This is a genomic window from Streptomyces sp. NPDC048825 (genome assembly GCF_043198355.1).
Classification (GTDB): Bacteria; Actinomycetota; Actinomycetes; order Streptomycetales; family Streptomycetaceae; genus Streptomyces; species Streptomyces xiangluensis.
This window is the reverse complement of the sequence record NZ_JBICUR010000010.1, coordinates 58764-79562: the sequence shown is the minus strand read 5'-3', so window position 1 is coordinate 79562 and position 20799 is coordinate 58764. Positions and strand designations below refer to the sequence as shown.

At 69.9% G+C, this 20799-nt stretch carries 19 protein-coding genes; 10 read left to right on the top strand and 9 right to left on the bottom strand.

The window, feature by feature from the left end; translation table 11 throughout:
• Positions 1–22: 22 nt before the first annotated feature.
• On the bottom strand, positions 23–1225 hold the full coding sequence (locus tag ACGFNK_RS24020) for a DMT family transporter (RefSeq protein ID WP_393419006.1): 1203 nt from the start codon (positions 1223–1225) through the stop codon (positions 23–25).
• Positions 1226–1629: 404 nt separating this feature from the next.
• Between ACGFNK_RS24020 and glgA the strand changes: the two genes are divergently transcribed.
• The 4 genes from glgA (at position 1630) to ACGFNK_RS24000 (ending at position 7385) form a co-directional block, all read left to right on the top strand.
• Positions 1630–2790, top strand: coding sequence for a glycogen synthase (gene glgA, locus ACGFNK_RS24015; protein ID WP_393419004.1), 1161 nt, complete (start codon positions 1630–1632; stop codon positions 2788–2790).
• A gap of 60 nt (positions 2791–2850) precedes the next feature.
• On the top strand, positions 2851–4071 hold the full coding sequence (glgC, locus tag ACGFNK_RS24010; protein WP_393419002.1) for a glucose-1-phosphate adenylyltransferase: 1221 nt from the start codon (positions 2851–2853) through the stop codon (positions 4069–4071).
• A gap of 366 nt (positions 4072–4437) precedes the next feature.
• Positions 4438–5775: a wax ester/triacylglycerol synthase family O-acyltransferase gene (locus tag ACGFNK_RS24005; protein WP_386343136.1), complete on the top strand. Its 1338-nt coding sequence runs from the start codon at positions 4438–4440 to the stop codon at positions 5773–5775.
• A 113-nt stretch (positions 5776–5888) separates the two neighbouring features.
• Entirely contained in the window at positions 5889–7385 is a 1497-nt protein-coding gene (locus ACGFNK_RS24000; RefSeq protein ID WP_393419000.1) for an SDR family NAD(P)-dependent oxidoreductase, read from the top strand.
• A gap of 206 nt (positions 7386–7591) precedes the next feature.
• Here the strand turns inward: ACGFNK_RS24000 and ACGFNK_RS23995 are convergent, their stop codons facing one another.
• From ACGFNK_RS23995 to ACGFNK_RS23980, 4 genes are all read right to left on the bottom strand, one after another.
• Positions 7592–8413: an SDR family oxidoreductase gene (locus tag ACGFNK_RS23995; RefSeq protein ID WP_393418998.1), complete on the bottom strand. Its 822-nt coding sequence runs from the start codon at positions 8411–8413 to the stop codon at positions 7592–7594.
• A gap of 45 nt (positions 8414–8458) precedes the next feature.
• On the bottom strand, positions 8459–8977 hold the full coding sequence (locus ACGFNK_RS23990; RefSeq protein ID WP_393418996.1) for a hypothetical protein: 519 nt from the start codon (positions 8975–8977) through the stop codon (positions 8459–8461).
• Between the two features lie 145 nt (positions 8978–9122).
• Positions 9123–9752, bottom strand: coding sequence for an MBL fold metallo-hydrolase (locus tag ACGFNK_RS23985; RefSeq protein ID WP_393418994.1), 630 nt, complete (start codon positions 9750–9752; stop codon positions 9123–9125).
• Positions 9752–10840: an S-(hydroxymethyl)mycothiol dehydrogenase gene (locus tag ACGFNK_RS23980; protein WP_386343127.1), complete on the bottom strand. Its 1089-nt coding sequence runs from the start codon at positions 10838–10840 to the stop codon at positions 9752–9754. Before ACGFNK_RS23980 ends, ACGFNK_RS23985 begins: the two co-directional genes overlap by 1 nt.
• Positions 10841–11244: 404 nt before the next feature.
• On the opposite strand from ACGFNK_RS23980, the gene ACGFNK_RS23975 reads away from it, so the two are divergent.
• Together ACGFNK_RS23975 and ACGFNK_RS23970 are read left to right on the top strand one after the other, a co-directional pair.
• Positions 11245–11421 (top strand): hypothetical protein, encoded by a 177-nt coding sequence (locus ACGFNK_RS23975; RefSeq protein WP_393418991.1) that lies wholly within the window; start codon positions 11245–11247, stop codon positions 11419–11421.
• A 59-nt stretch (positions 11422–11480) separates the two neighbouring features.
• Positions 11481–11963 carry a GNAT family N-acetyltransferase gene (locus ACGFNK_RS23970; RefSeq protein ID WP_393418989.1) on the top strand — a complete coding sequence of 161 codons (483 nt, stop codon included), beginning with the start codon at positions 11481–11483 and terminating at the stop codon, positions 11961–11963.
• Between the two features lie 152 nt (positions 11964–12115).
• On the opposite strand, the gene ACGFNK_RS23965 is transcribed toward ACGFNK_RS23970, so the two are convergent.
• Together ACGFNK_RS23965 and ACGFNK_RS23960 are read right to left on the bottom strand one after the other, a co-directional pair.
• Positions 12116–12955, bottom strand: a complete 840-nt coding sequence (locus ACGFNK_RS23965) for an alpha/beta fold hydrolase (protein ID WP_393418987.1) — start codon at positions 12953–12955, stop codon at positions 12116–12118.
• A gap of 64 nt (positions 12956–13019) precedes the next feature.
• On the bottom strand, positions 13020–14363 hold the full coding sequence (locus tag ACGFNK_RS23960; RefSeq protein ID WP_393418985.1) for an amidase: 1344 nt from the start codon (positions 14361–14363) through the stop codon (positions 13020–13022).
• 405 nt (positions 14364–14768) lie between these two features.
• Here ACGFNK_RS23960 and ACGFNK_RS23955 point away from each other — a divergent pair, with 405 nt between their 5' ends.
• Positions 14769–15539, top strand: coding sequence for a DUF4142 domain-containing protein (locus ACGFNK_RS23955; protein ID WP_393418983.1), 771 nt, complete (start codon positions 14769–14771; stop codon positions 15537–15539).
• A gap of 68 nt (positions 15540–15607) precedes the next feature.
• Here ACGFNK_RS23955 and ACGFNK_RS23950 read toward each other — a convergent pair whose 3' ends face one another.
• Positions 15608–16138 (bottom strand): MarR family winged helix-turn-helix transcriptional regulator, encoded by a 531-nt coding sequence (locus ACGFNK_RS23950; protein WP_393418981.1) that lies wholly within the window; start codon positions 16136–16138, stop codon positions 15608–15610.
• A gap of 130 nt (positions 16139–16268) precedes the next feature.
• Positions 16269–16991: a FadR/GntR family transcriptional regulator gene (locus ACGFNK_RS23945; protein ID WP_393418979.1), complete on the bottom strand. Its 723-nt coding sequence runs from the start codon at positions 16989–16991 to the stop codon at positions 16269–16271.
• A 163-nt stretch (positions 16992–17154) separates the two neighbouring features.
• Between ACGFNK_RS23945 and ACGFNK_RS23940 the strand changes: the two genes are divergently transcribed.
• The 3 genes from ACGFNK_RS23940 to ACGFNK_RS23930 are packed head-to-tail and all read left to right on the top strand — an operon-like array spanning position 17155 to position 20787.
• Positions 17155–18231, top strand: coding sequence for a sugar ABC transporter substrate-binding protein (locus ACGFNK_RS23940; protein ID WP_393418977.1), 1077 nt, complete (start codon positions 17155–17157; stop codon positions 18229–18231).
• Positions 18228–19757: a sugar ABC transporter ATP-binding protein gene (locus ACGFNK_RS23935; RefSeq protein ID WP_393418975.1), complete on the top strand. Its 1530-nt coding sequence runs from the start codon at positions 18228–18230 to the stop codon at positions 19755–19757. Before ACGFNK_RS23940 ends, ACGFNK_RS23935 begins: the two co-directional genes overlap by 4 nt.
• Complete coding sequence (locus ACGFNK_RS23930) at positions 19750–20787, top strand: ABC transporter permease (protein WP_393418973.1); 1038 nt, start codon at positions 19750–19752, stop codon at positions 20785–20787. The genes ACGFNK_RS23935 and ACGFNK_RS23930 overlap by 8 nt, the downstream gene beginning before the upstream one ends.
• Positions 20788–20799 lie beyond the last annotated feature (12 nt).

Here is a 20799-nt window from a genome sequence, read left to right as displayed (position 1 = left end):
CTGCCGACGTGTACGCCTGATATCAGGTTTTGATGCGGGAGCCGGCCACCAGCGGCACCGGGAGCAGCGGGATGTAGAGACCGTTGTAGTACGGGCCGTGCTGCCGGGCCGGTTCGTCCGTGCCGTCCCGCGCACCGTCGCCCGGCGGCGGCCCATTGGACCCGGTGCGTGCCAGGCCGGCCGCCTCCCGCACGGCCACCGGCGTCGGCACGACGACCGCGGCCGGCGCGAGGGGCACCTCTTCCCGCACCGCCGCAGCTGCTTCCCGTACCGGCGCCGCCGCGGCGACCAGCCCTGCCACCTCGGCGGTCCGCTGCTCGGGCAGCAGGACCGCCCCGTCGGCCGGAGCCCCGGCCACCAGGGCGGGCTCGGCCGGAACCGGCTCCGTACGCTCTGTGCTGCTGATCCGCTCCGAGGTCAGGAGGATGAGGCCGCCCGCCGCGATGACACCGCAGCCCAGCGCGAGGGCGGTGCCCGTCGAGCCGTAACGGAAGGTCTCGCCGAACATCGTGATGCCGACCGCGGCCGCCACCACAGGGTTCACCACCGTCAGTGTGGCCAGCGGCGCCGCGAGTCCCGCGCCCCGGTAGGAGGCCTGCGAGAGCAGCATGCCGGCCGTGGCCAGGACGCCGATCACCGCCAGGGTGGGCAACTGGCCGAGGGTGAAGCCGCCCGTCCAGTCCACCGCGACCGTCTTCGTGAACACCGACGACATACCGAACGCGACACCGGAGGCGATTGCCAGCAGCACACTGCGCACCGCCGGGTGCCGGTGTGCCGCGCGGGCCGCCGTCATCAGCGCCACCACCGCGCCGCCGGTGGCCAGGGCCACCGCCAGCTGCTGGGAGTTGTCCAGGGACTGCGAATCGGCCGTGCCGACCAGCGACAGCAGTCCGGCCAGGCCGACCGTCGCCATGATGGCGCCCCGCCAGGCTGTCGCACCGGCCTTGCGGCGAACGAAGAGAGCCGCCATGGGAAGCGCGAACACAATGGTCAGCGCGCCCAGCGGCTGCACCAGACTCAGAGGGCCGAAGGCGAGGGCCACAACGTGCAGCAGACCACCGAGGCCGTTGAGACCCACCGCGGCCCACCAGGCGGGCCGGCGCATGGGAGCGTACGACTGATCCGGCGTCGCCACGGCGACCCGTTCCTGCACGATCGCGCCACCGGCGTAGGCGACGGCGGACACGAGCGAAAGCAGCACAGACAGTGCGAGGGCGCTCATGGGTCCCTCCTCTGCGTCTGGCTGGCGCGCTCCGGCTGGCGGGGAGTCCGGCGCGGCGAACGGTCGGTTTTCATGGTGATTACGATGCCCTTTCAAGGCGCTCGCGTCGTCGTCCTTGAGCAGGCATTGGGTCCTACTGCCGATGGAGTACGACCTGCGCCCCGTCCTCCCCAGGTTGGGTGACACCGGCTACAACTCCCATGCTCGAACCGGTATGCCCGTTTGGTCTACTCGAATTCCGTGGATCTCGGCAGCGGCCACGTTCCGTGTCCGTTAGGTCGCACTCTGTTCGCTTCGCCCGCCCATCGCACCGTTCCGGCCCCCGCGGTCACTTGCGCTCTTCCCCCGCGGGCCTGTTCTGGGTGACCATGTGGGAACAAGCTGCTGAGACAGGGGGTAACCGGGTGCGAGTGGGCCTGTTGACCCGGGAGTACCCGCCGGACGTGTACGGCGGCGCGGGCGTCCATGTCGAGTTCCTCGCCAGGGAGCTGCGGCCCCTGACGGACCTCGATGTGCACTGTTGGGGCGAGGGCGCCGCGGGCGGAGTCGTCCGTCACCGGCCTTGGCCCACGCTCGACGGCGCCAACGACGCGCTGCGCACCTTCTCCGTGGACCTCTCGATGACCGCCGCCCTCGAAGGCCGCGAGCTCGTCCACTCGCACACCTGGTACGCCAATCTCGCCGGCCACCTCGCGAAAATGCTGTACGGCATCCCGCACGTGATGACCGCCCACTCCCTGGAGCCGCTGCGCCCCTGGAAGGCCGAGCAGCTCGGCGGCGGTTACGCCCTGTCGAGCTGGGCCGAACGCACCGCGATCGAGGCCGCCGACGCCGTGATCGCCGTCTCCGGAGCCATGCGCGAGGACATCCTCGGCTGCTACCCGGCCCTGGACCCGGCGAAGGTGCGCGTCGTGCACAACGGCATCGACACCTCCCTGTACCAGCCGGACCACGGCACGGACGTCCTCGAACGCGTGGGCCTCGATACCGGCCGCCCGTACGTCCTGTTCGTCGGCCGCATCACCCGCCAGAAGGGCGTGCCGCAACTGCTGCGTGCCGTCCGGGACATCGACCCGGCCGCACAGGTCGTCCTGTGCGCGGGCGCTCCCGACACGCCGGAGATCGACCGGGAGTTCCGCGATCTCTTCCAGGAACTCAGCCGCGTACGCCAGGGCGTGTTCTGGATCCCGCAGATGCTGCCGCGCCCGGACGTGATCCAACTCCTCACGCACGCCGCCGTGTTCGTGTGCCCCTCGGTCTACGAGCCGCTGGGCATCGTCAACCTGGAGGCGATGGCCTGCGGCACGGCCGTGGTCGCCTCGCGCGTAGGCGGGATCCCCGAGGTCGTCGAGGACGGCGAGACGGGTCTGCTCGTATCCGTCGACGAGAACGCCGAGCAGCACGCGGCACAGCTCGCGCGCGCCCTTGACGCACTGCTCGCCGACCCCGGGACAGCCCGGCGGATGGGCGAGGCGGGCAAGGAGCGGGCGGTGCGGGAGTTCGGCTGGGACGCGGTGGCCCGGCGCACGGTTCAGCTGTATGAGGAACTCCTCAAAGAGGGGTAAGCCTCAAGCAGGTGAAGTACAAGAAAGTGGCACAACCGGGCGGTAGAGGGGCGGCACGGCATGCGACGCGGTGGACCTTCGGTGCTGGGAATCGTACTGGCGGGCGGTGAGGGCAAGCGTTTGATGCCCCTGACCGCCGACCGTGCGAAACCCGCGGTCACGTTTGGCGGAACGTATCGCCTCGTGGACTTCGTTCTTTCCAACCTTGTCAACGCGGACATCCTGCGCATCTGCGTACTCACGCAGTACAAGTCGCATTCGCTTGACCGGCACATCACCACGACCTGGCGGATGTCCAGCCTGCTGGGCAACTACGTCACGCCGGTCCCGGCCCAGCAGCGGCTCGGCCCGCGCTGGTACCTGGGCAGCGCCGACGCGATCCTGCAGTCGTTGAACCTCGTGTACGACGACCAGCCCGAGTACGTCGCGGTGTTCGGTGCCGACCATGTGTACCGCATGGATCCGCGGCAGATGCTCGCCCAGCACATCGAGAGCGGGGCGGGCGTGACCGTCGCCGGGATACGGGTGCCGCGGGGCGAGTCGTCGGCCTTCGGCGTCATCGCCCCGGGATCCGACGGCCAGACCGTCGACAGCTTCCTGGAGAAGCCCGCCGACCCGCCGGGTCTCCCGGACGATCCCGAGTCCGTCTTCGCCTCGATGGGCAACTACATCTTCACCACCAAGGCCCTCATCGAGGCCCTCCAGCGGGACTCCGAGGAAGAGAACTCCGTACACGACATGGGCGGCTCGATCCTGCCGCAGCTCACTGAACGCGGCGAGGCCCAGCTGTACGACTTCAGCGCCAACCATGTGCCCGGTGAGACCGTGCGCGACAAGGGGTACTGGCGTGACGTCGGCACCCTCGACGCGTACTTCGACGCCCATATGGATCTGATCGCCGAGCGGCCCGCCTTCAACCTCTACAACCGCCAGTGGCCCATCTACACCCACTCCGGTCAGCTGTCCCCGGCCCGCTTCAACGCCGGCGGCATCGCCAGCGAGTCGATCATCAGCGCCGGCTGCCTCATCCGCGGCCAGGTCAGCCGCTCGGTGCTCTCGCCGGGCGTGGTCGTCGACCCGGGCGCCGTCGTCCAGGGCTCCGTGCTGCACGACAACGTCCACATCGGGCGGGGTGCGGTGGTACGCGGCGCGGTGCTCGACAAGAACGTACAGGTACCGCCGGGAGCGACGATCGGCGTCAATCCGGAAAGGGACCAGGAGCTCTACACGGTTTCCAAGGGCGGTGTGATCGCGCTGGGGAAGGGCCAGCAGGTGTCGTAAAAGGTGATCATCGAGACGGCCTCGGTGCGGAGTACGCACCGGGGCCGTTTGTCATCTCCGTCACGTCCCTGGACTGCGGGCTGCCCGGTCGCGTGACGGCCATCCGGCTGAATCCTGCGACCGGCGCGCTGCGCGGAATCCGCCCGCCCACCTTCGCGGCGGGCGGACGGGCCACCCGGCTGTATCCGGCCCGCAGGCCGCTTCGACCACCCTGAAACGACCACGTGAACCCCATGCGTCCCATCACTCACATGGGCGATGGGACTTAATCTGCTGTTAACTGTGCGTAGCTTGATCGTACTTGACCGTAATCGCTTGTCGGGGGTTGACTGCTTGTTCACCCGTCGTCGACGCGAGAGCAAGCCATTGACCTCCGACCTGCTTGCACCACTCGACCTGGCGTTCTGGAACATCGAGTCCGCCGAGCACCCGATGCATCTCGGCGCTCTCGGTGTGTTCGAGACCCATTCGCCCGCAGCGGGCGCCCACGCCGCCGACCTGCTCGCGGCCCGCGCCGCGGGCGTGCCCGGGCTGCGGATGCGGATCCGTGACGTATGGCGGCCGCTGGCCTTCGGGCAGCCGCTGGCCTTCGGCGGCGCGGTCCGCGAGCCCGCCCCCGACTTCGACCCGCTCGACCATGTCCGGTTGCACGCGCCGACCGCGGACTTCCACGAATCGGCGGGCGAGCTCATGCAGCGCCCGCTGGAGCGCGGCAGGCCGCCGTGGGAGGCGCATGTGCTGCCCGGCGTGGACGGCACGTCGTTCGCCGTGCTCTTCAAGTTCCACCACGCCCTCGCCGACGGACTGCGGGCGCTGATGCTCGCGGCGGCGGTCATGGACCCCATGGACCTGCCCGAGCCCCGCCCGCGCCCCGAAGAGCCCGCACGTGGCCTTCTCCCGGACGTCCGCAAACTGCCGGGTCTCGTCCGCGGCACCCTCTCCGACGTGGGCCGGGCCCTCGACATCGGCGCCTCCGTCGCCCGCGCCACCTTGGGCGTACGCTCCTCCTCCGCCCTGGTGTCGGAGCCCACCGGCACCCGCCGTATCGCGGGCGTGAACCTGGACCTCGACGAGGTGCACAAGATCCGCAAGAGCGCGGGCGGCACCGTCAACGACGTACTGATCGCGATCGTCGCGGGCGCTCTGCGCCGCTGGCTGGACGAGCGCGGCGACGGCAGCGAGGGCGTCGAGCCCCGGGCCCTGATCCCCGTCTCCAAACGCCGTCCGCGCACCGCGCACCCCCAGGGCAACCGGCTCTCCGGCTATCTGATCAAGCTGCCCGTCGACGACGCGGACCCGCTCGGTCGGCTCGACACGGTGCGTACGGCCATGAACCGCAACAAGGACGCGGGCCCCAACCGGGGCGCGGGCGCCGTCGCCCTGCTCGCCGACCATGTGCTGCCGCTGGGGCACCGGCTCGGCGGACCCGTCGTCGGCCAGGCCGCCCGGCTGCTCTTCGACATCCTGGTCACCAGCGTGCCGCTGCCCAGCCTCGGCCTGAAACTCGGCGGCTGCCCGCTCACCGAGGTCTATCCGCTCGCCCCGCTCGCCCGCGGCCAGTCCCTCGCGGTCGCGGTCTCCACCTACCGCGGGCGCGTCCACTACGGGCTCGTCGCCGATGCGGAGGCCGTGCCGGACCTGGACCGGCTGGCCAAGGCGGTGATCGCGGAGGTGGAGGAGCTGAACGTCGCCTGCGCGCCCTGACGGGAGCCGTGATCACGCCGGGTTTGGTGCCTTCGCCCCGCGCTCCGTAAAATTCCGCCTTCGAAAGCGAGCGCGGTTCGAGCGCGGCGCGGAACCCCGAGGAAGCAACGGCGATGACGGTGACACAGGACAGCCAGGCGACCCCCGCCGTGGACACGGCAGAGGGGGCGGAGGCCTCGTACGGTCCCGGCATCGACCCGGAGCGGCTGGCTGTCTGCCTCAGCGTGCTCGAGGAGCTGGACAAGCTGGAGGTCGACCACCCCGACGCCGTTGCCGTGCGTCGCGCCACCGCGGGCGTCTACCGCACGGTGAAGCAGCGCCGCCGCCAAGAACGCCGGGCCGCCAAGACCGCCCACGACAAGGCGGTCACGGAGGCGACGGCGACGGGCTCCGCCCAGCGCATCGACGACGAGACCGAGGGCGTCCTGCCCTCGTCGGCCGTCGATGCCGGGCAGATCGCGGGGATACTCCAGCGCCCGCGCTCCTGCTACACCTGCAAGACCCGGTACGTCGAGGTCGACTACTTCTACCACCAGCTCTGCCAGAAGTGCGCCGCCGAGAACCGGGCCCGCCGCGACGCCCGCGCGGATCTCACCGGCAAGCGCGCGCTGCTCACCGGCGGCCGCGCCAAGATCGGCATGTATATCGCGCTGCGGCTGCTGCGCGACGGTGCGCACACCACGATCACCACCCGCTTCCCGAACGACGCGATCCGCCGCTTCAAGGCCATGCCCGACAGCGACGAGTGGATCGGGCGCCTGAAGATCGTCGGCATCGACCTGCGTGATCCCGCCCAGGTGGTCGCGCTCGCCGACTCGGTCGCCGCCGCCGGGCCGCTCGACATCCTGATCAACAACGCGGCCCAGACGGTACGCCGCTCCCCGGGGGCCTACAGCGAACTGCTGGCCGCCGAGTCCGCCCCGCTCCCCGCGGGCGAGCTGCCGCCCGCCGAGGTGATCGGTACCTTCGGCTCAGGTGCCGTGGCCGCGCTGCCGGTGGCCGGTGGCGGCGAGCTGACCGCCCAGGACGTCACGGACCTCGCGCTGGTCTCCGGGTCAGCCTCCCTGGAGCGCATCGCGGCCGGTACGGCGATCGACGCCGGCGGTCTCGTGCCCGACCTGCACGACACCAACAGCTGGATCCAGTCCGTGGAGGAGGTCACGCCCGTCGAGCTGCTCGAGGTACAGCTCTGCAACTCCACCGCGCCGTTCATCCTCATCAGCCGGCTGCGCGCCACGATGGCGGCCTCGGGGGCGAACCGTACGTACATCGTGAACGTGTCCGCCATGGAGGGCGTCTTCAGCCGCGGCTACAAGGGCGCGGGGCACCCGCACACCAACATGGCCAAGGCCGCGCTCAACATGCTCACGCGCACCAGCGCCCAGGAGATGTTCGAGAAGGACCGCATCCTGATGACCGCCGTCGACACCGGATGGATCACCGACGAGCGCCCTCACCCGGACAAGATGCGCCTCGCCGACGCGGGGTTCCACGCACCCCTCGACCTGGTCGACGGGGCTGCGAGGGTGTACGACCCGATCGTGCGGGGGGAGCAGGGCGAGGACCTGTACGGGGTGTTCTTGAAGGACTACGCGCCCGGCAAGTGGTAGGGCCCGCCCGGGGTAATCTGGTGGCCCGTGCGGGGGCCGCTGTCCTACCGTGAGGGTGCCCGGTGCGCCGGCAACGCGTTCTTCGTGGTTCGACTCCGTGCAGGCCCTCCGCGGGCCTGTTGCCCTGTTGGCGGGCAATCGCGTAGCCGCCTTGATCTCGGGCACCCTGTGCACATCCTGTACACGTCGTGTAGTGCTCAGCCGTGTCAGGACGCGCTGCCGTCGGTATTCCGCGGCGCCTGTGACCGCAGGCGCTCGTGGACGGCGTACGCCGTCGCCGTGTGTGCCGCCCGTACTCTCGTTCCGCCGTCCACCAGCAGGTCTGCCCCCGTGATCCACTCCGCCGCGTCCGAGGCCAGCCATATGACTGCTCGCGCGATGTCCTCGGGCTCGCCGATCCGGCCCAGGGGCAGCCCGGCGGCCACCTCGTCCTCATCCCGCTCCCACACGAACCGCGCCATCTCGGTCCGGACGAGACCGGGGGAGACCGAGTTGACACGCACCTTTGGGGCCAGCTCGCCCGCGAGCTGCTGGGTGAGGTGCAGCAGGGCGGCTTTGCTGGTGCCGTACGCGCCCACGTTGGGGCCCACGTGAGCGGCGCCCTCCGTGCAGACGTTGACCACAGCCCCGCCGTGCTGAGCCATCCAGGCCCGCCAGGCGCACTGCACCAGCCGTAGCGGCGCCTCGACGTTGACCGTGAACGCCTCGCGCCAGCGGTCCGGGTCGGCGTCCATGAGAGGGCCGTACGGCTCGTTCGTCGCCGCGTTGTTCACCACCAGGTCGATCCGCCCGAACTCGCGCAGGGTCAGCTCCGTCAGCTCGTGCAGATGCGCCGGTTCGGTGACCGAGCCCGCGAGCCCGACGACCCCGAGCTCGTCGGCGACCCGGCTCAGCCCGGCCGGATCACGCGCGGTCACGCACACCCGTGCGCCCGCCCGGACGAGGGCCTCCGCGACCGCTCGCCCGATCCCGCGCGAAGCACCGGTGACGATCGCGGCCCTGCCCGTGAGCCCGTACGGCGAAGTCATCCGCGTACGTTCTCATGACGGGCCGTCAGCTACCAGAGGTGTGCGTCAGCGGCGGACGGTGGCGCGCGCCGCGACCAGCTCCAGGACGGTGCGCCAGTCCTCCAGCACGCCGGCGTTCAGCCCGGCGACCTTGCCCGCCTCGTCCGCCTGCCGCAGGGACAGCACGTCGTCGTCGAACGGGCCGTCGTCCCACGGGGCGGCATGCAGGCGTACGAGACGGGCGACCCGCTCGCCGAGCAGGGACTGCACGGCGTCCGCCGCGTGGTCCGCGTGGCGGGCCTCGTCACCGGGGTGCAGCAGCTGCCCTATGCCGTGCACCAGGCCGGCCACCTGGAGTTCCTTGTCACTGGGATGACCGCGCCGCAACAGCGCGGCGGTCTGCAGTGCGTGATCATGCAGATCGAGCGAGCCGTCGGCGGGGGGCCCTCCGCTCATGGGGGTCTCCCCGCTCGAGCGAAGCCGCGAGTGGGGGAGAGTCCGCGAGTGGGGGAGGTCCGGGGTGCCCCTGGCCCCCCGGCAGGCGTGCAGCAGATCCATCAGCTCATCGACACTGCGCAGCTCCATGCGCCAGTCCTCCCTGCCCGCGAGAAAGGCCGTTGTCCCGCGCCAGCAGATCATGGCCAGCTTTCAACCGGACCAACAGGATCTGAATAGCGAACCGAGTGCACCCCACGGCCGTCCCGAACGAGCGCGGTCTCACCGCGCGGACTCAGTGGCCCCGGTCGATCCACTCCTTCAGGTGCGGGGCCTCGGCGCCGATCGTCGTGGAGTCGCCGTGGCCGGTACGGGCCTCCGTCTCGGGCGGCAGGGTCAGCAGCCGGTCGCGGATCGATTCGATGATGGTCGGGAAGTGGGAGAAGGAGCGTCCCGTCGCGCCGGGTCCTCCCTGGAAGAGCGTGTCGCCCGTGAAGACGGTGCTCAGCTGTGGGGCGTGCAGGCAGACGGCGCCCGGGGCGTGACCCGGCGTGTGCAGCACGGTCAGCTCCGTGCCGGCCACCGACAGCCGCTGCCCATCGGTCAGTTCACCGTCCGGCAACCGGTTCGGGTGGGTCTGCTTCCACAGCGGGAGGTCGTCGGGGTGGAGGAGGATCGGGGCGCCGGTGCGGGCGGCCAGGGCGGGGGCCGCGTCGATGTGGTCGTTGTGCGCGTGTGTGCAGACGACGGCCACGAGCCGGCGGTCGCCGATCGCCTCGGCGATGGCGTCGGCGTCATGGGCGGCGTCGATCACTATGGCCTCGGAGTCGTCGCCCACGATCCATACGTTGTTGTCGACGTCCCACGTACCGCCGTCCAGGCTGAACGTGCCGGAGGTGACCAGGTGCTCGATACGGGCGGCCATCACAGCACCACCACGGAACGCAGCACATCGCCCTGGTGCATCCGGTCGAAGGCCTGCTCCACCGCTCCCAGCTCGATCGTCTCGGTGACGAACGCCGCCAGGTCGAGGCGACCCTGCTGGTGCAGGTCGACCAGCATCGGGAAGTCACGCGAGGGCAGGCAGTCCCCGTACCAGGAGGACTTGAGCGCGCCACCCCGGCCGAAAACGTCCAGCAGCGGCAACTCAAGCTTCATGTCCGGCGTCGGGACGCCGACCAGGACCACCGTGCCCGCAAGATCGCGGGCGTAGAACGCCTGCTTGTACGTCTCCGGGCGGCCCACCGCCTCGATGACGACGTCCGCCCCGAATCCGCCGGTCAGTTCGCGGATGGCCTCGACCGGGTCGGTCTCCTTCGAGTTCACCGTGTGGGTGGCGCCCATCGTCCGGGCCGTGGCCAGCTTCTTGTCGTCGATGTCGACGGCGATGATGCGTGCCGCGCCGGCCAGACTGGCCCCGGCGATCGCCGCGTCGCCCACGCCACCGCAGCCGATGACCGCCACCGAGTCGCCACGTGTCACCGAACCGGTGTTGATGGCCGCGCCGATGCCGGCCATCACCCCGCAGCCGAGCAGACCCGCGACCGCGGGGGACACAGACGGGTCCACCTTGGTGCACTGACCGGCCGCGACCAGGGTCTTCTCCGCGAACGCACCGATCCCAAGGGCGGGCGAGAGCTCCGTGCCGTCCTCCAGGGTCATCTTCTGCTTGGCGTTGTGCGTGTCGAAGCAGTACCAGGGCCGCCCGCGCAGACAGGCCCGGCAACGGCCGCAGACCGCACGCCAGTTGAGGATCACGAAGTCGCCGGGCGCCACCTCGGTCACGCCCTCGCCGACCGACTCCACGATCCCGGCGGCCTCGTGGCCGAGAAGGAACGGATACTCGTCGCTGATGCCACCCTGCTTGTAGTGCAGGTCCGTGTGGCAGACCCCGCAGGCCTGCACCTGGACCACGGCTTCGCCCGGACCCGGATCCGGAACCAGGATCGTGCGGACCTCAACCGGCTCGTTCTTGCCGGGGGCGATGACACCCCGTACCTGCTGGGCGGCCATGTCGGGCTCCTTCGCGTGAAAGTGGCGCGTTTGATCATGTTGGCACAGAGCCGGACGGCCGGCTCCGTGCCTGTGGACAACCAGTGGAGAACCAAGGGAGGCTGGTGTGCTTGATGTCCGGTTTGTCGCGGAACGACTCGAAACAGTTACCTTTTGTTTTCAGCCCCATCGAGCGGACCCCCGCTCATCTGTGTACCCTGTACCGGAACGGACAGCATAATTGGGTCCCACCCACACCCACGGTCCGTCCCGGGACAAGCCGGTCACCACGGCCTGCTCTCACTTGAGTTACCGGCGCCACCGCGTCCGTACTGCCTGTAATCCAGACCCGAGCGGGCGTCATGTGACCGGTAGTAGACCGGCCTGCATGCCCTGAGGGTGATCCGACACATAAGGAGTGCGCGGTGACACCGGAGACGAAGAACAGCGATCAGCGCCCCAAGGAACGTGTGGAGCGCGGAGGCAGCGGGCCCGAGGACACGCTCGGCAGCCTCGAAGTGTGGTCCAGGTCCGCCCCGATCCGCCTGGCGGGTTACGAGGACGACCTCGCGGAACCGCACATCCTGCCCAGCGTGGACTAAGGCGTTCCCCGAGGGATCAGCGCGATCGCTGACGGCATGGGCGTGCCAGACTCACGCCCATGCTGATCAGAGAAGCCGCGGCCGACGACTGGCCGCGGATTTGGCCTTTCTGGCACCGCATCGTCGCCGCCGCCGAGACCTACGCCTGGGACCCGGCCACCTCCGAAGAGGACGCCCGCGTCCTGTGGATGGCACCGGGCAAGCGCGTGTACGTCGCCGAGGACGCCACCGGAGCGGTCGTCGGCTCGGCCTATGTCACGCCCAACTACGGCGGGCCCGCGGCCCGTATCGCCAACGCCGGCTTCATGGTCGACCCGGACCACACGGGCCGCGGCATCGGCCGCCACCTCGCCGAACACATCCTGACCACGGCGAAGGACGAGGGATACCGCGGCATGGTGTTCAACGCCGTCGTGGAGACGAACCCCGCTGTTCACCTGTGGACGTCCCTCGGCTTCAGGATTCTGGGCACCGTTCCGGAGGCGTTCGAGCATCCGCGGCATGGGCTGGTAGGGCTGCACATCATGTACCGGACGCTCTGAGACGCGCCCATAGGGGCGCGGGGCTGTGACCTGTGCGGCCCCGCCGCGATGGGGATCCCCCCGCTCGAACGGAGCCGAGAGTGGGGGAGTGACCAGCCACAACGGACCCGCAGCTTCGAACCGCCTTCCCCGTGGAGCGCTTGGTGGAGTGCTCAGGCGAGGAACGCGTTGACCGTCCTTGCGAAGTGATCCGGATCGTCCAGCCACGGGAAGTGACCGGCGCCCGGCTGGACGGCCACCTCCGCATGGCGGAACAGCCTCGCGATGGCGGTGGCGACGCGAGGGCGCGGGCCGCTGTCCAGCTCACCGGCCATGAGCAGGACCGGTGCGGGCAACGCGGCGATGGCGGCGCACGTGGTCGCGGGCTCGAAGGCGCCGGGCGAAGCGTAGATTTCCCCGGCCTTGTCGTTGCTCTGGGCCACGTCCAGCGCGGCGTGTGCCTGCGCCGCCTCGTCCCAACGGCCGTAGAAGTACGGCGCGATGGCGTCCCAGTCGGCGTCGGTCGCGGTGCCGGCCAAGAACGCCTCGAAGGAGACGCGGGTGGCAGCGAACCACGGCTCGGCCGAGCGCAGGGCGGCAGCCTCCCGACGGTGCTCCTCGGTGAAGTCGACGCCGAGGGCGCGGGCCCGGGCGGTGATCAGCGTGAGGCTCCGTACGCGCTCGGGGTGCCCGGCAGCGTAGAGCAGGGCGAGGTCTCCGGCCGCCGAGTGCGCGAGCACGTCGATGTGCTCCAGGCCGAGGTGGCGGCGCAGGGCCTCGACATCGGATACCTGCCGGTCGCAGCGGTACGTGGCCGGGTCGGCCGGGATCGCGGAGTCACCCGTGCCCCGGAGGTCGAGCAGGACCAGTTGCCGATGCCTCGAAAGGCCGCCGAGATCGCCCAGGTAGGCGGAGGCCCGCATGGGGCCGCCGGGCAGACAGAGCAGCGGTTCGCCCTCGCCCACGACGTGATAGGCGAGTTCGGTTCCGTCGTCGGCGGCGAAGGCAGGCATGGCGGCATCCTGATCCGCGGGAGACGACCCCAGCAAGGGATTTACGACCCCCTGCTACGCCCTCCTATGCCACCGGCGCCGTACGCCGCCACGGCCGTAGCTCCTCCAACTGCCCGGCCAGCTCAAGGAGTTCGGCCTCCGAACCCGGCCGCCCCACCAGCTGTACGGCGCACGGGGCACCCGACGGCAGGGTCCCGAACGGCACAGCCATCGCCGGCCAGCCCGTCAGGTTCCAAGTCGGAGTCAGCGGCGAGTAGTTCGTGTTGGCCAGCAGATTGCGCAGCCAGCCGCGCTCGTGCCAGTCCGCGGCGGCGGGCCCCCGCCGGGCGAGAGCCGGAGTGAGCAGGACGTCGTGTTCCGCGAAGAACGGCTCCATACGTCTGCGCAACTGATCCCTGCGCGCACCACCTCGCACGGAGCCCACGAAGCGGCGCCCCACAGCCGCGTGCACACGTGTCCGTCGCGTGAGCTGCCGCGGGTCGAGGCCCTCCGCGTCCACCGCCGTCCCCGCCGTCCAGTGCGCGAGCGAGGTCGTGCCCAGCCACACGGGGTACGGCGGGTCGGCCCGCCGTACCCGATGACCCGCCTCGGCCAGCAGTTGAGCCGCCTGACGGGCCGCGGTCGCGTAGGGGCGGCTGATCGTGACGCCGACCAGCGGGCTGCGTACGGAGACGGCGACCGTGTGCGTGACGGGCTCGGCCGCACGTACGACATCGGTGGCGGCCAGCACCGAGAACATCAGCCGGGCATCCTCGACCGTGGTCGCCAGCGGACCGTTCTCCGACATGCCGAACCAGTCGCCGTTGCCGATGCCCGCCGGGACCGTGCCGAAGCCCGGCTTGAGGCCTATCAGCCCGCAGTTGGCGGCCGGTATCCGCAGCGAGCCCATCCCGTCGTTGCCCAGAGCGATCGGCACCATCCCGGCGGCGACCGCGGCCGCGCTGCCGCCGGACGAGCCGCCCGCAGTGCGCGTGGTGTCCCACGGGTTGCGTGCGGTGCCGTGCACGCCCTCCGTGGTGCCGAAGACGCAGAGTTCCGGCACGTTCGTCAGACCCACGACGACCGCGCCCGCCGCACGCATCCGGGCCACCGTGACATGGTCGTGGTCGGCCGGGGTCTCGGAAGTCGCGGCGGAACCGAGGCGGGTGGACTCGCCGCGTACGGCCAGGTTGTCCTTGATCGCCACCGGCACGCCCGCCAGGGGGAGCCCGGCCAGATCGGCGCGGGCCGCCACCTCGTCGGCCTCGGCGAGTGCCGCCGCCGCGCGCAGCCGACGGAAGGCGCCCACACGGGCGTCGAGCAGTTCGATCCGCGCGAGGTGCTCGGCCACCACCTCACGGGGCGTGACCCGCTTCTCACGTACGGCTGCGGCGATCTCGGTGGCGGTCCGGCCGGCCCAGGTGGTCACGAAGGCTCCTTCTGTACGGGTTTCGCGTGAACTTACTCACTGGTATGGGGAGCACTGTGCCCGGGTCGGGGCGTCACGTCGAGGGTCTGGCGGGTCTGGACCGCCCAAGACCGCCGAGCAGTTGACCTGCGTCTACTTCCGTTCGGCGGGCCGCGAGTCGGTGCTGCCGGCAGGTGGAGAGGGCTCCATGGAGAGCCTCGGCGGCGGCACCTGGCAGCGGGCTGCGGATTACGGGGGCGCACAGGGCTATGCGTATCGTGCGGGTTCGCGCTGTATCGCTCACAGGTCTTAAACGTGTGTGACGCAAATCACACGGCGGGCGGAAAAATTTACCGGGTGCAATGATCGCTCCACCGGATTCGTCCGTACCTTCTGGCGTCAGCGCCAGTCACGCCAGGAGGATGTATGCGCATATCACGGAACGTAGCGGGAACTGTTTTCGTGGTCGGCGGCATGACGATGACGATCGCCGCACTCGCCTACCCGGCGATGCTGGGCCTCGAGAACACGTCCACGAACACGGAGCGTGTCATCGCCAACACTCGTTATGGGCCGATAACGGAGGCAGACCGCGACTTCGTGGTGAAGGTGCGTGCGGCAGGCTTGTGGGAGTACCCCCTTGGCGAGTTGGCCATGGAGCGAGGCACGACCCCGGCGATGAAGGAGGCGGGCAAGCACCTGGTCGTCGGGCACGGCAACCTCGACGTGATGTGCCGCCAGATCGCCCCGGAGCTGGGCATCACCCTGCCCAACCAGGCGTCTCCGCAGCAGCAGCAGTTCGTGGCAACCGTGGACGGGAGCTCGGGCAAGCAGTTCGACTCCACCGCGGTCAGCATCATGCGGGTGACGCACGGTCAGATCTTCCCGGTCATCGCCAAAATCCGGGCTTCCACTCAGAACACCATGATTCGTCAGCTCGCCGACCTGGCCAATGCCACGGTCCTCGACCACATGACGATTCTCGAGAAGACAGAGCTGGTGAACTTCGAACAGAACAACTTCCAGCAGACCGCCCCGCCGAAGCTCCCCAAGGACGACACCACCCCGCCCCCGCCGCAGCCGGGGTCGCCGGTCCTGGTCCTCAAGCCGCGTCCGGACCTGAACATCAAGACGCCCGGCCCGCCGACCCCCGGGCCCTCGGTCAACTCGACGTCCAACCCGGCGTTGGCTGGGTGACGCTGACTGCCCGCCCTCGGTCCGTACGAGGGCGGGCGCACACTGGGCGGCACATCGACGACACGGTTTCAGGCTCCGCGTCCCAGCTCGTCGTCCGCCCAGCCCAGCGGATGGCACTCGGGATCGTCCGTCGGAACGGGAGGTTCCCCGCCGGCCTCGTTGAAGGCGGTGAGCGCCTCGATGAGGTCCACCCGCTGCTCGGGATCGAGTCGTTTGACGATCTCGGCGAGGTCGGCGCGGCGCCGGGCCGTGACCTCCCGCACCGTGCGCCGGCCCTCGCCGGTCAGCCGCAGCAGGGTCACCCGGCGATCGGCGGGACTGGTCTGCCGGTCGGCGAGACCGGCAGCGATCAGCCGGTCCACCATGCGCATGGCCGTCGACGGCGCCACATGAAGCAGGTCGGCCAGGGAGACCAGTTTGGTGGCCCCCTTCGTCGACAGCGCCACCAGCATCCGGAACTGCGGTAGCGTCACCCGTTCCTCGACCGCGGACAGTGAGCGGGCGGACACCGCGACCAGCAACCTCGACGCGGTCAGCACCGCGCGGGTCACCTCGTCGACGTCGTCCACACCCATCACGGGTGCCTCACGCTCCGGCATGGGTCCTTTCTACCGTGTCGATCCACTTGAGTCCTCAAGGAGGCGAAACGATTTTCGTCTCCCTTGACCCTGAGGGCCGCCGCGGCGCCACCGCCTTACCGCATCACGGGCCCTGTGTGCCGCGCCCCCGCTACTGACTGAGCTGGGTCCGCAGCCACTCCTCCACCTCGCCCACATGCGCGGCGGCAGCCGCCCGGGCCGCCTCCGGATCATGGGCGACCAGCGCGCGATGAATCGCCGCGTGCTCGCGGCGGGTGCGCGCGAAGGCGCCCTCCTCCTGATAGCCCCGCCAGACCCGGGCGCGGAACGTACGCGAGGACAGGCCTTCCAGGATCGCCGCCATCGTGTCGTTGCGCGCTGCCGCAACGATCGCGCGGTGGAACGCCAGGTCGTGGGAGAGGATCTCCTCCGGGTCGTCCGTCGCATGCATGGCGGCCAAGTGCTTCTCGACCTCGGCGAGTTCACCGGTAGTGATCCGAGCGGCGGCCAGCGCCGTCGCCGTCGACTCCAGGATCCGCCGCACCTCCAGCAGCTCCACCAGTTGGGGTCCGCGGGAGAGATCGGCGACCACACCGAAGGTCTCCAGCAGGTCACCGGCTTCCAACTGGGTGACGTAGATACCGGACCCGTGCCGGGCCTCCAGCACCCCAAGGACGGTCAGCGCGCGGATCGCCTCGCGCATCGAGCTGCGCGAGATGCCCAGCTGGACCGCCAGTTCGCGCTCGGTCGGCAGCCGCGCACCCGGCTCCAGCCGCCCCTCGGCGATCATCGCCTTGATCTGCTCGATGGCGCGCTGCGTCACGGTGCCCTTCTGCGGTGCGGGCTCCGTCTGCCTGGGCAGGATCTCGTCCACGCCACTCCTCCTGTCACCGGGTGTGCCGCAGTCTAATCAGCCCAGTGGTCTGACCACTACGCTCAAAATGGCGGAAGTTTGCTGTCTGAGGGTGTTGTCAGGGGGAAGTGGTCTGATAAATATGCGGGCACCTGCTAGATCTCGCTCGATGAGGAGCCGACGGATGAGGCGACAGACAGCCGGTACGAGACTGCGGAAGAGGCGGATCCCCCTGCGAACGGCGGCTGCGGCAGCCTGCGCCACCTTCGTGCTCGCGGCATGCGGCAGCACCGAGGACAGCGTCGCCTCCGGTGGCGAGGGCGGCGGCGAAGGCAAGGTCGGGGTGATCCTGCCCCTGCTGACCTCGCCGTTCTGGCAGTCGTACAACGACTACGTGCCGAAGATGGCGAAGTCCGAGGGAGTCGACGCACTCAAGACCGTCAACTCCAACAGCGACCCCTCGCAGCAGATCACCGACATCAACAACCAGCTCAACCAGGGCGTGAAGGGCCTCGTCGTGGCCCCCCTGGACAGCGCCGCGATCTCCGCCGGACTCGACCAGGCCGAGCGCAAGGGTGTGCCCGTGGTCGCCGTCGACGTGGCGCCCGAGAAGGGCAAGGTCGCGATGGTCGTACGCGCCAACAACGTGGCGTACGGCGAGAAGGCCTGCGAGTACCTCGGCCAGCAGATCCCGTCCGGCAAGGTCGTACAGATCATGGGCGACCTCGCCTCGGTCAACGGCCGCGACCGCTCGGAGGCGTTCCGCGCCTGCGTCAAGAAGAACTACCCGAAGCTGAAGGTCCTGGAGATCCCCGCCAAGTGGGAGTCCGACACCGCGGCCTCCAAGCTGGACACGCTTCTCAATGCGAACCCGGACATCAAGGGCATATACATGCAGGCGGGCGGCGTCTACCTCGCGCCGACGCTGCAGACCCTCAAGTCCAAGGGGATGCTGAAGAAGGCCGGCGAGAAGGGGCACATCTCGATCGTCTCCAACGACGGCATCCCGCAGGAGTACGACGCCATCCGCAAGGGCGAGATCGACGCGACCGTCTCGCAGCCCGCCGACCTGTACGCGAAGTACGGCATGTACTACATCAAGGCGGCGATGCAGGGGAAGACGTTCAAGCCGGGTCCGACCGACCACGATTCCACGATCGTCAAGCTGCCCAGCGGCATCCTCGAGGACCAGCTGCCCGCGCCCCTGGTCACCAAGGAGAACGTCGACGACCCGAAGCTGTGGGGGAACACGGTCGGATGAGCACCCCACTCGTGGAGGCGCGGGGGATCACCAAGCGGTACGGTCCCACCGTCGCCCTCCAAGACGGTCAGCTCACCGTCCTCCCCGGCGAGTCCCACGCCCTCGTGGGCCGCAACGGCGCGGGCAAGTCCACGCTCGTCACGATCCTGACCGGACTCCAGGCCGCCGACGAGGGCACGGTCCGCTTCGACGGCGAGCCCGCGCCACCGCTCGCCGACCGGGACGCCTGGCGCCGCAAGGTGGCCTGCGTCTACCAGAAGCCCACGGTGGTCCCGGAGCTGTCGGTCGCCGAGAACCTCTTCATCAACCGGCAGCCCCTGGGCCGCGGCGGCTTCATCAGCTGGCGCCGGCTGAAGGACCAGGCGGCGGAGGTCCTGCAGACCTGGGACGTGCACGTCGACCCGGAGGCGCGTACCGCCGATCTCAAGGTCGAGGACCGTCAAATGGTCGAGATCGCCCGGGCGTTGAGTTTCGGCGCCCGGTTCATCGTCCTCGACGAGCCCACCGCGCAGCTCGACAACCGTGAGATCGAGCGCCTCTTCACGCGTATGCGCGCGCTCCAGGAGTCCGGCGTCACGTTCCTGTTCATCTCGCATCACCTCCAGGAGGTGTACGAGGTGTGCCAGACCGTCACGGTGCTGCGCGACGCGCGCTGGATCACCACGGCGCCGGTCGCCCAACTGCCACGCGGCGCGCTGGTGGAGGCGATGGCGGGGGAGGCGGTCGCCGAACAGCAGGCGGCTGCCGCGGACGCGGTGCTGGAACACGCCGACGCCGTGCTGGAGGACAACGGTGCCGACGCGCCGGTCGTGCTGGAGGCGAAAGGCCTGACCTCCGACACGTATGAGAACGTCGACCTCACGGTCCGCCGCGGCGAGGTCGTCGGCCTCGCCGGTTCCAGCGCCAGCGGGAAGATCACGCTCGCCGAGTCCTTCGCCGGACTGCACACCCCCAGCTCGGGAACTGCCCTTCTGGACGGCACGCCGCTGCCGTTCGGTGATGTCCAGGCAGCCCTCAAGGCCGGCGTCGGCTGCGTCCCGCGCGACCGGCACGGCCAGGGGCTCGTCTTCGGGATGACCATCGGCGACAACGCCACCATGAGCATCCTGGACCGGCTCGGGAAGTACGGGTTCGTGGGCACCGCCCGCAAGCGTGGCTTCGCCACCGAACTGATCGACCGGCTGGACATCCACGCCGAGGGCCCCGACCAGCCCGTCTCCGACCTCTCCGGAGGCAACGCCCAGAAGGTCGTCATGGCCCGCGCCCTCGCCTCCGACCCACGGCTTCTCGTCCTCATCAACCCCACCGCGGGAGTCGACGTGAAGTCCAAGGAGTCCCTGCTCGCCCGCATGGACTCGGCCCGCGACGACGGGACCGCCGTCCTCGTCGTCTCCGACGAACTCGATGATCTGCGCCGCTGCGACCGCGTCCTCGTCCTCTTCCACGGCCGCGTCGTGGCCGAGCACCCCGCGGGCTGGCGCGACCACGAGCTCATCGCCTCCATAGAAGGAGTGGACCATGGCTGACACGAAGGCCCCGTCGGCCTCGCCCGCCACCTCCAAGCAGCCGGTGAGGAGCAGCGCCAACGCCAAGTCCGTACTCCTGCGAAGGGCCCGCGAACTCGCCCTCGTACCGGCGCTGTTGCTGCTCCTGGTCCTCGGTGCGTTCGTCAACGACTCGTTCCTCACCGAGCGCAACCTGATCTCGATCCTCGGGGCCTCCGCGGCGCTCGCCATGGTGGTGCTCGCCGAGTCGCTGGTCCTGATCACCGGCAAGTTCGACCTGTCCCTGGAGTCGGTCGTCGGCATCGCGCCCGCCGTCGGCGCGCTGCTGGTGCTGCCAGCCGCGGCCTCCGGCTGGGGTACCGACCTCCCTGCGGGGCTCGCCCTGCTCGCGATCCTCGGCGTGGGCGCGGTCATCGGCGGCTTCAACGGCATCCTCGTGGTGAAGTTCAAGCTCAACGCGTTCATCGTGACGCTCGCGATGCTGATCGTCCTGCGCGGTCTGCTGGTCGGCGCGACCAAGGGCAAGACGCTGTTCGGCATGCCCGACGCCTTCTACACGCTGGCCACCACCACCTTCCTGTCGGTGCCCATCTCGGTGTGGCTGGCGGCGGCGGCGTTCGGTGCCGCGGGCCTCATGCTCAAGTACCACCGCTGGGGACGCGCCCTGTACGCGATCGGCGGCAACGCGGACGCGGCGCGCGCGGCCGGTATCCGGGTCGATCGCGTGATGCTCGCCGTGTTCGTCATCGCCGGCACACTCGCCGCGGTCGGCGGGCTGTTGCAGACCGGCTATGTCGGCGCGATCAACGCCAACCAGGGCCAGAACATGATCTTCACGGTGTTCGCTGCCGCGGTCATCGGCGGGATCAGCCTCGACGGCGGCAAGGGCACGATGTTCGGCGCCCTCACGGGCGTCCTCCTTCTTGGCGTTGTCCAGAACCTGCTCACCCTTGCGCAGGTTCCGTCCTTCTGGATCCAGGCCATTTACGGAGGAATCATCCTGGTAGCCCTCATGATTGCCCGTGTGACGACCGGCCGTGCGCAGGATTAAGCGTGCCGCTGG

Coding starts and splice junctions, on each gene's coding strand:
- ACGFNK_RS24020 (WP_393419006.1), bottom strand. CDS start 1,225: ATGAGCGCCCTCGCACTGTCTGTGCTGCTTTCGCTCGTGTCCGCCGTC.
- glgC (WP_393419002.1), top strand. CDS start 2,851: ATGCGACGCGGTGGACCTTCGGTGCTGGGAATCGTACTGGCGGGCGGT.
- ACGFNK_RS24000 (WP_393419000.1), top strand. CDS start 5,889: ATGACGGTGACACAGGACAGCCAGGCGACCCCCGCCGTGGACACGGCA.
- ACGFNK_RS23995 (WP_393418998.1), bottom strand. CDS start 8,413: ATGACTTCGCCGTACGGGCTCACGGGCAGGGCCGCGATCGTCACCGGT.
- ACGFNK_RS23990 (WP_393418996.1), bottom strand. CDS start 8,977: ATGGAGCTGCGCAGTGTCGATGAGCTGATGGATCTGCTGCACGCCTGC.
- ACGFNK_RS23985 (WP_393418994.1), bottom strand. CDS start 9,752: ATGGCCGCCCGTATCGAGCACCTGGTCACCTCCGGCACGTTCAGCCTG.
- ACGFNK_RS23980 (WP_386343127.1), bottom strand. CDS start 10,840: ATGGCCGCCCAGCAGGTACGGGGTGTCATCGCCCCCGGCAAGAACGAG.
- ACGFNK_RS23970 (WP_393418989.1), top strand. CDS start 11,481: ATGCTGATCAGAGAAGCCGCGGCCGACGACTGGCCGCGGATTTGGCCT.
- ACGFNK_RS23965 (WP_393418987.1), bottom strand. CDS start 12,955: ATGCCTGCCTTCGCCGCCGACGACGGAACCGAACTCGCCTATCACGTC.
- ACGFNK_RS23955 (WP_393418983.1), top strand. CDS start 14,769: ATGCGCATATCACGGAACGTAGCGGGAACTGTTTTCGTGGTCGGCGGC.
- ACGFNK_RS23950 (WP_393418981.1), bottom strand. CDS start 16,138: ATGCCGGAGCGTGAGGCACCCGTGATGGGTGTGGACGACGTCGACGAG.
- ACGFNK_RS23940 (WP_393418977.1), top strand. CDS start 17,155: ATGAGGCGACAGACAGCCGGTACGAGACTGCGGAAGAGGCGGATCCCC.
- ACGFNK_RS23935 (WP_393418975.1), top strand. CDS start 18,228: ATGAGCACCCCACTCGTGGAGGCGCGGGGGATCACCAAGCGGTACGGT.
- ACGFNK_RS23930 (WP_393418973.1), top strand. CDS start 19,750: ATGGCTGACACGAAGGCCCCGTCGGCCTCGCCCGCCACCTCCAAGCAG.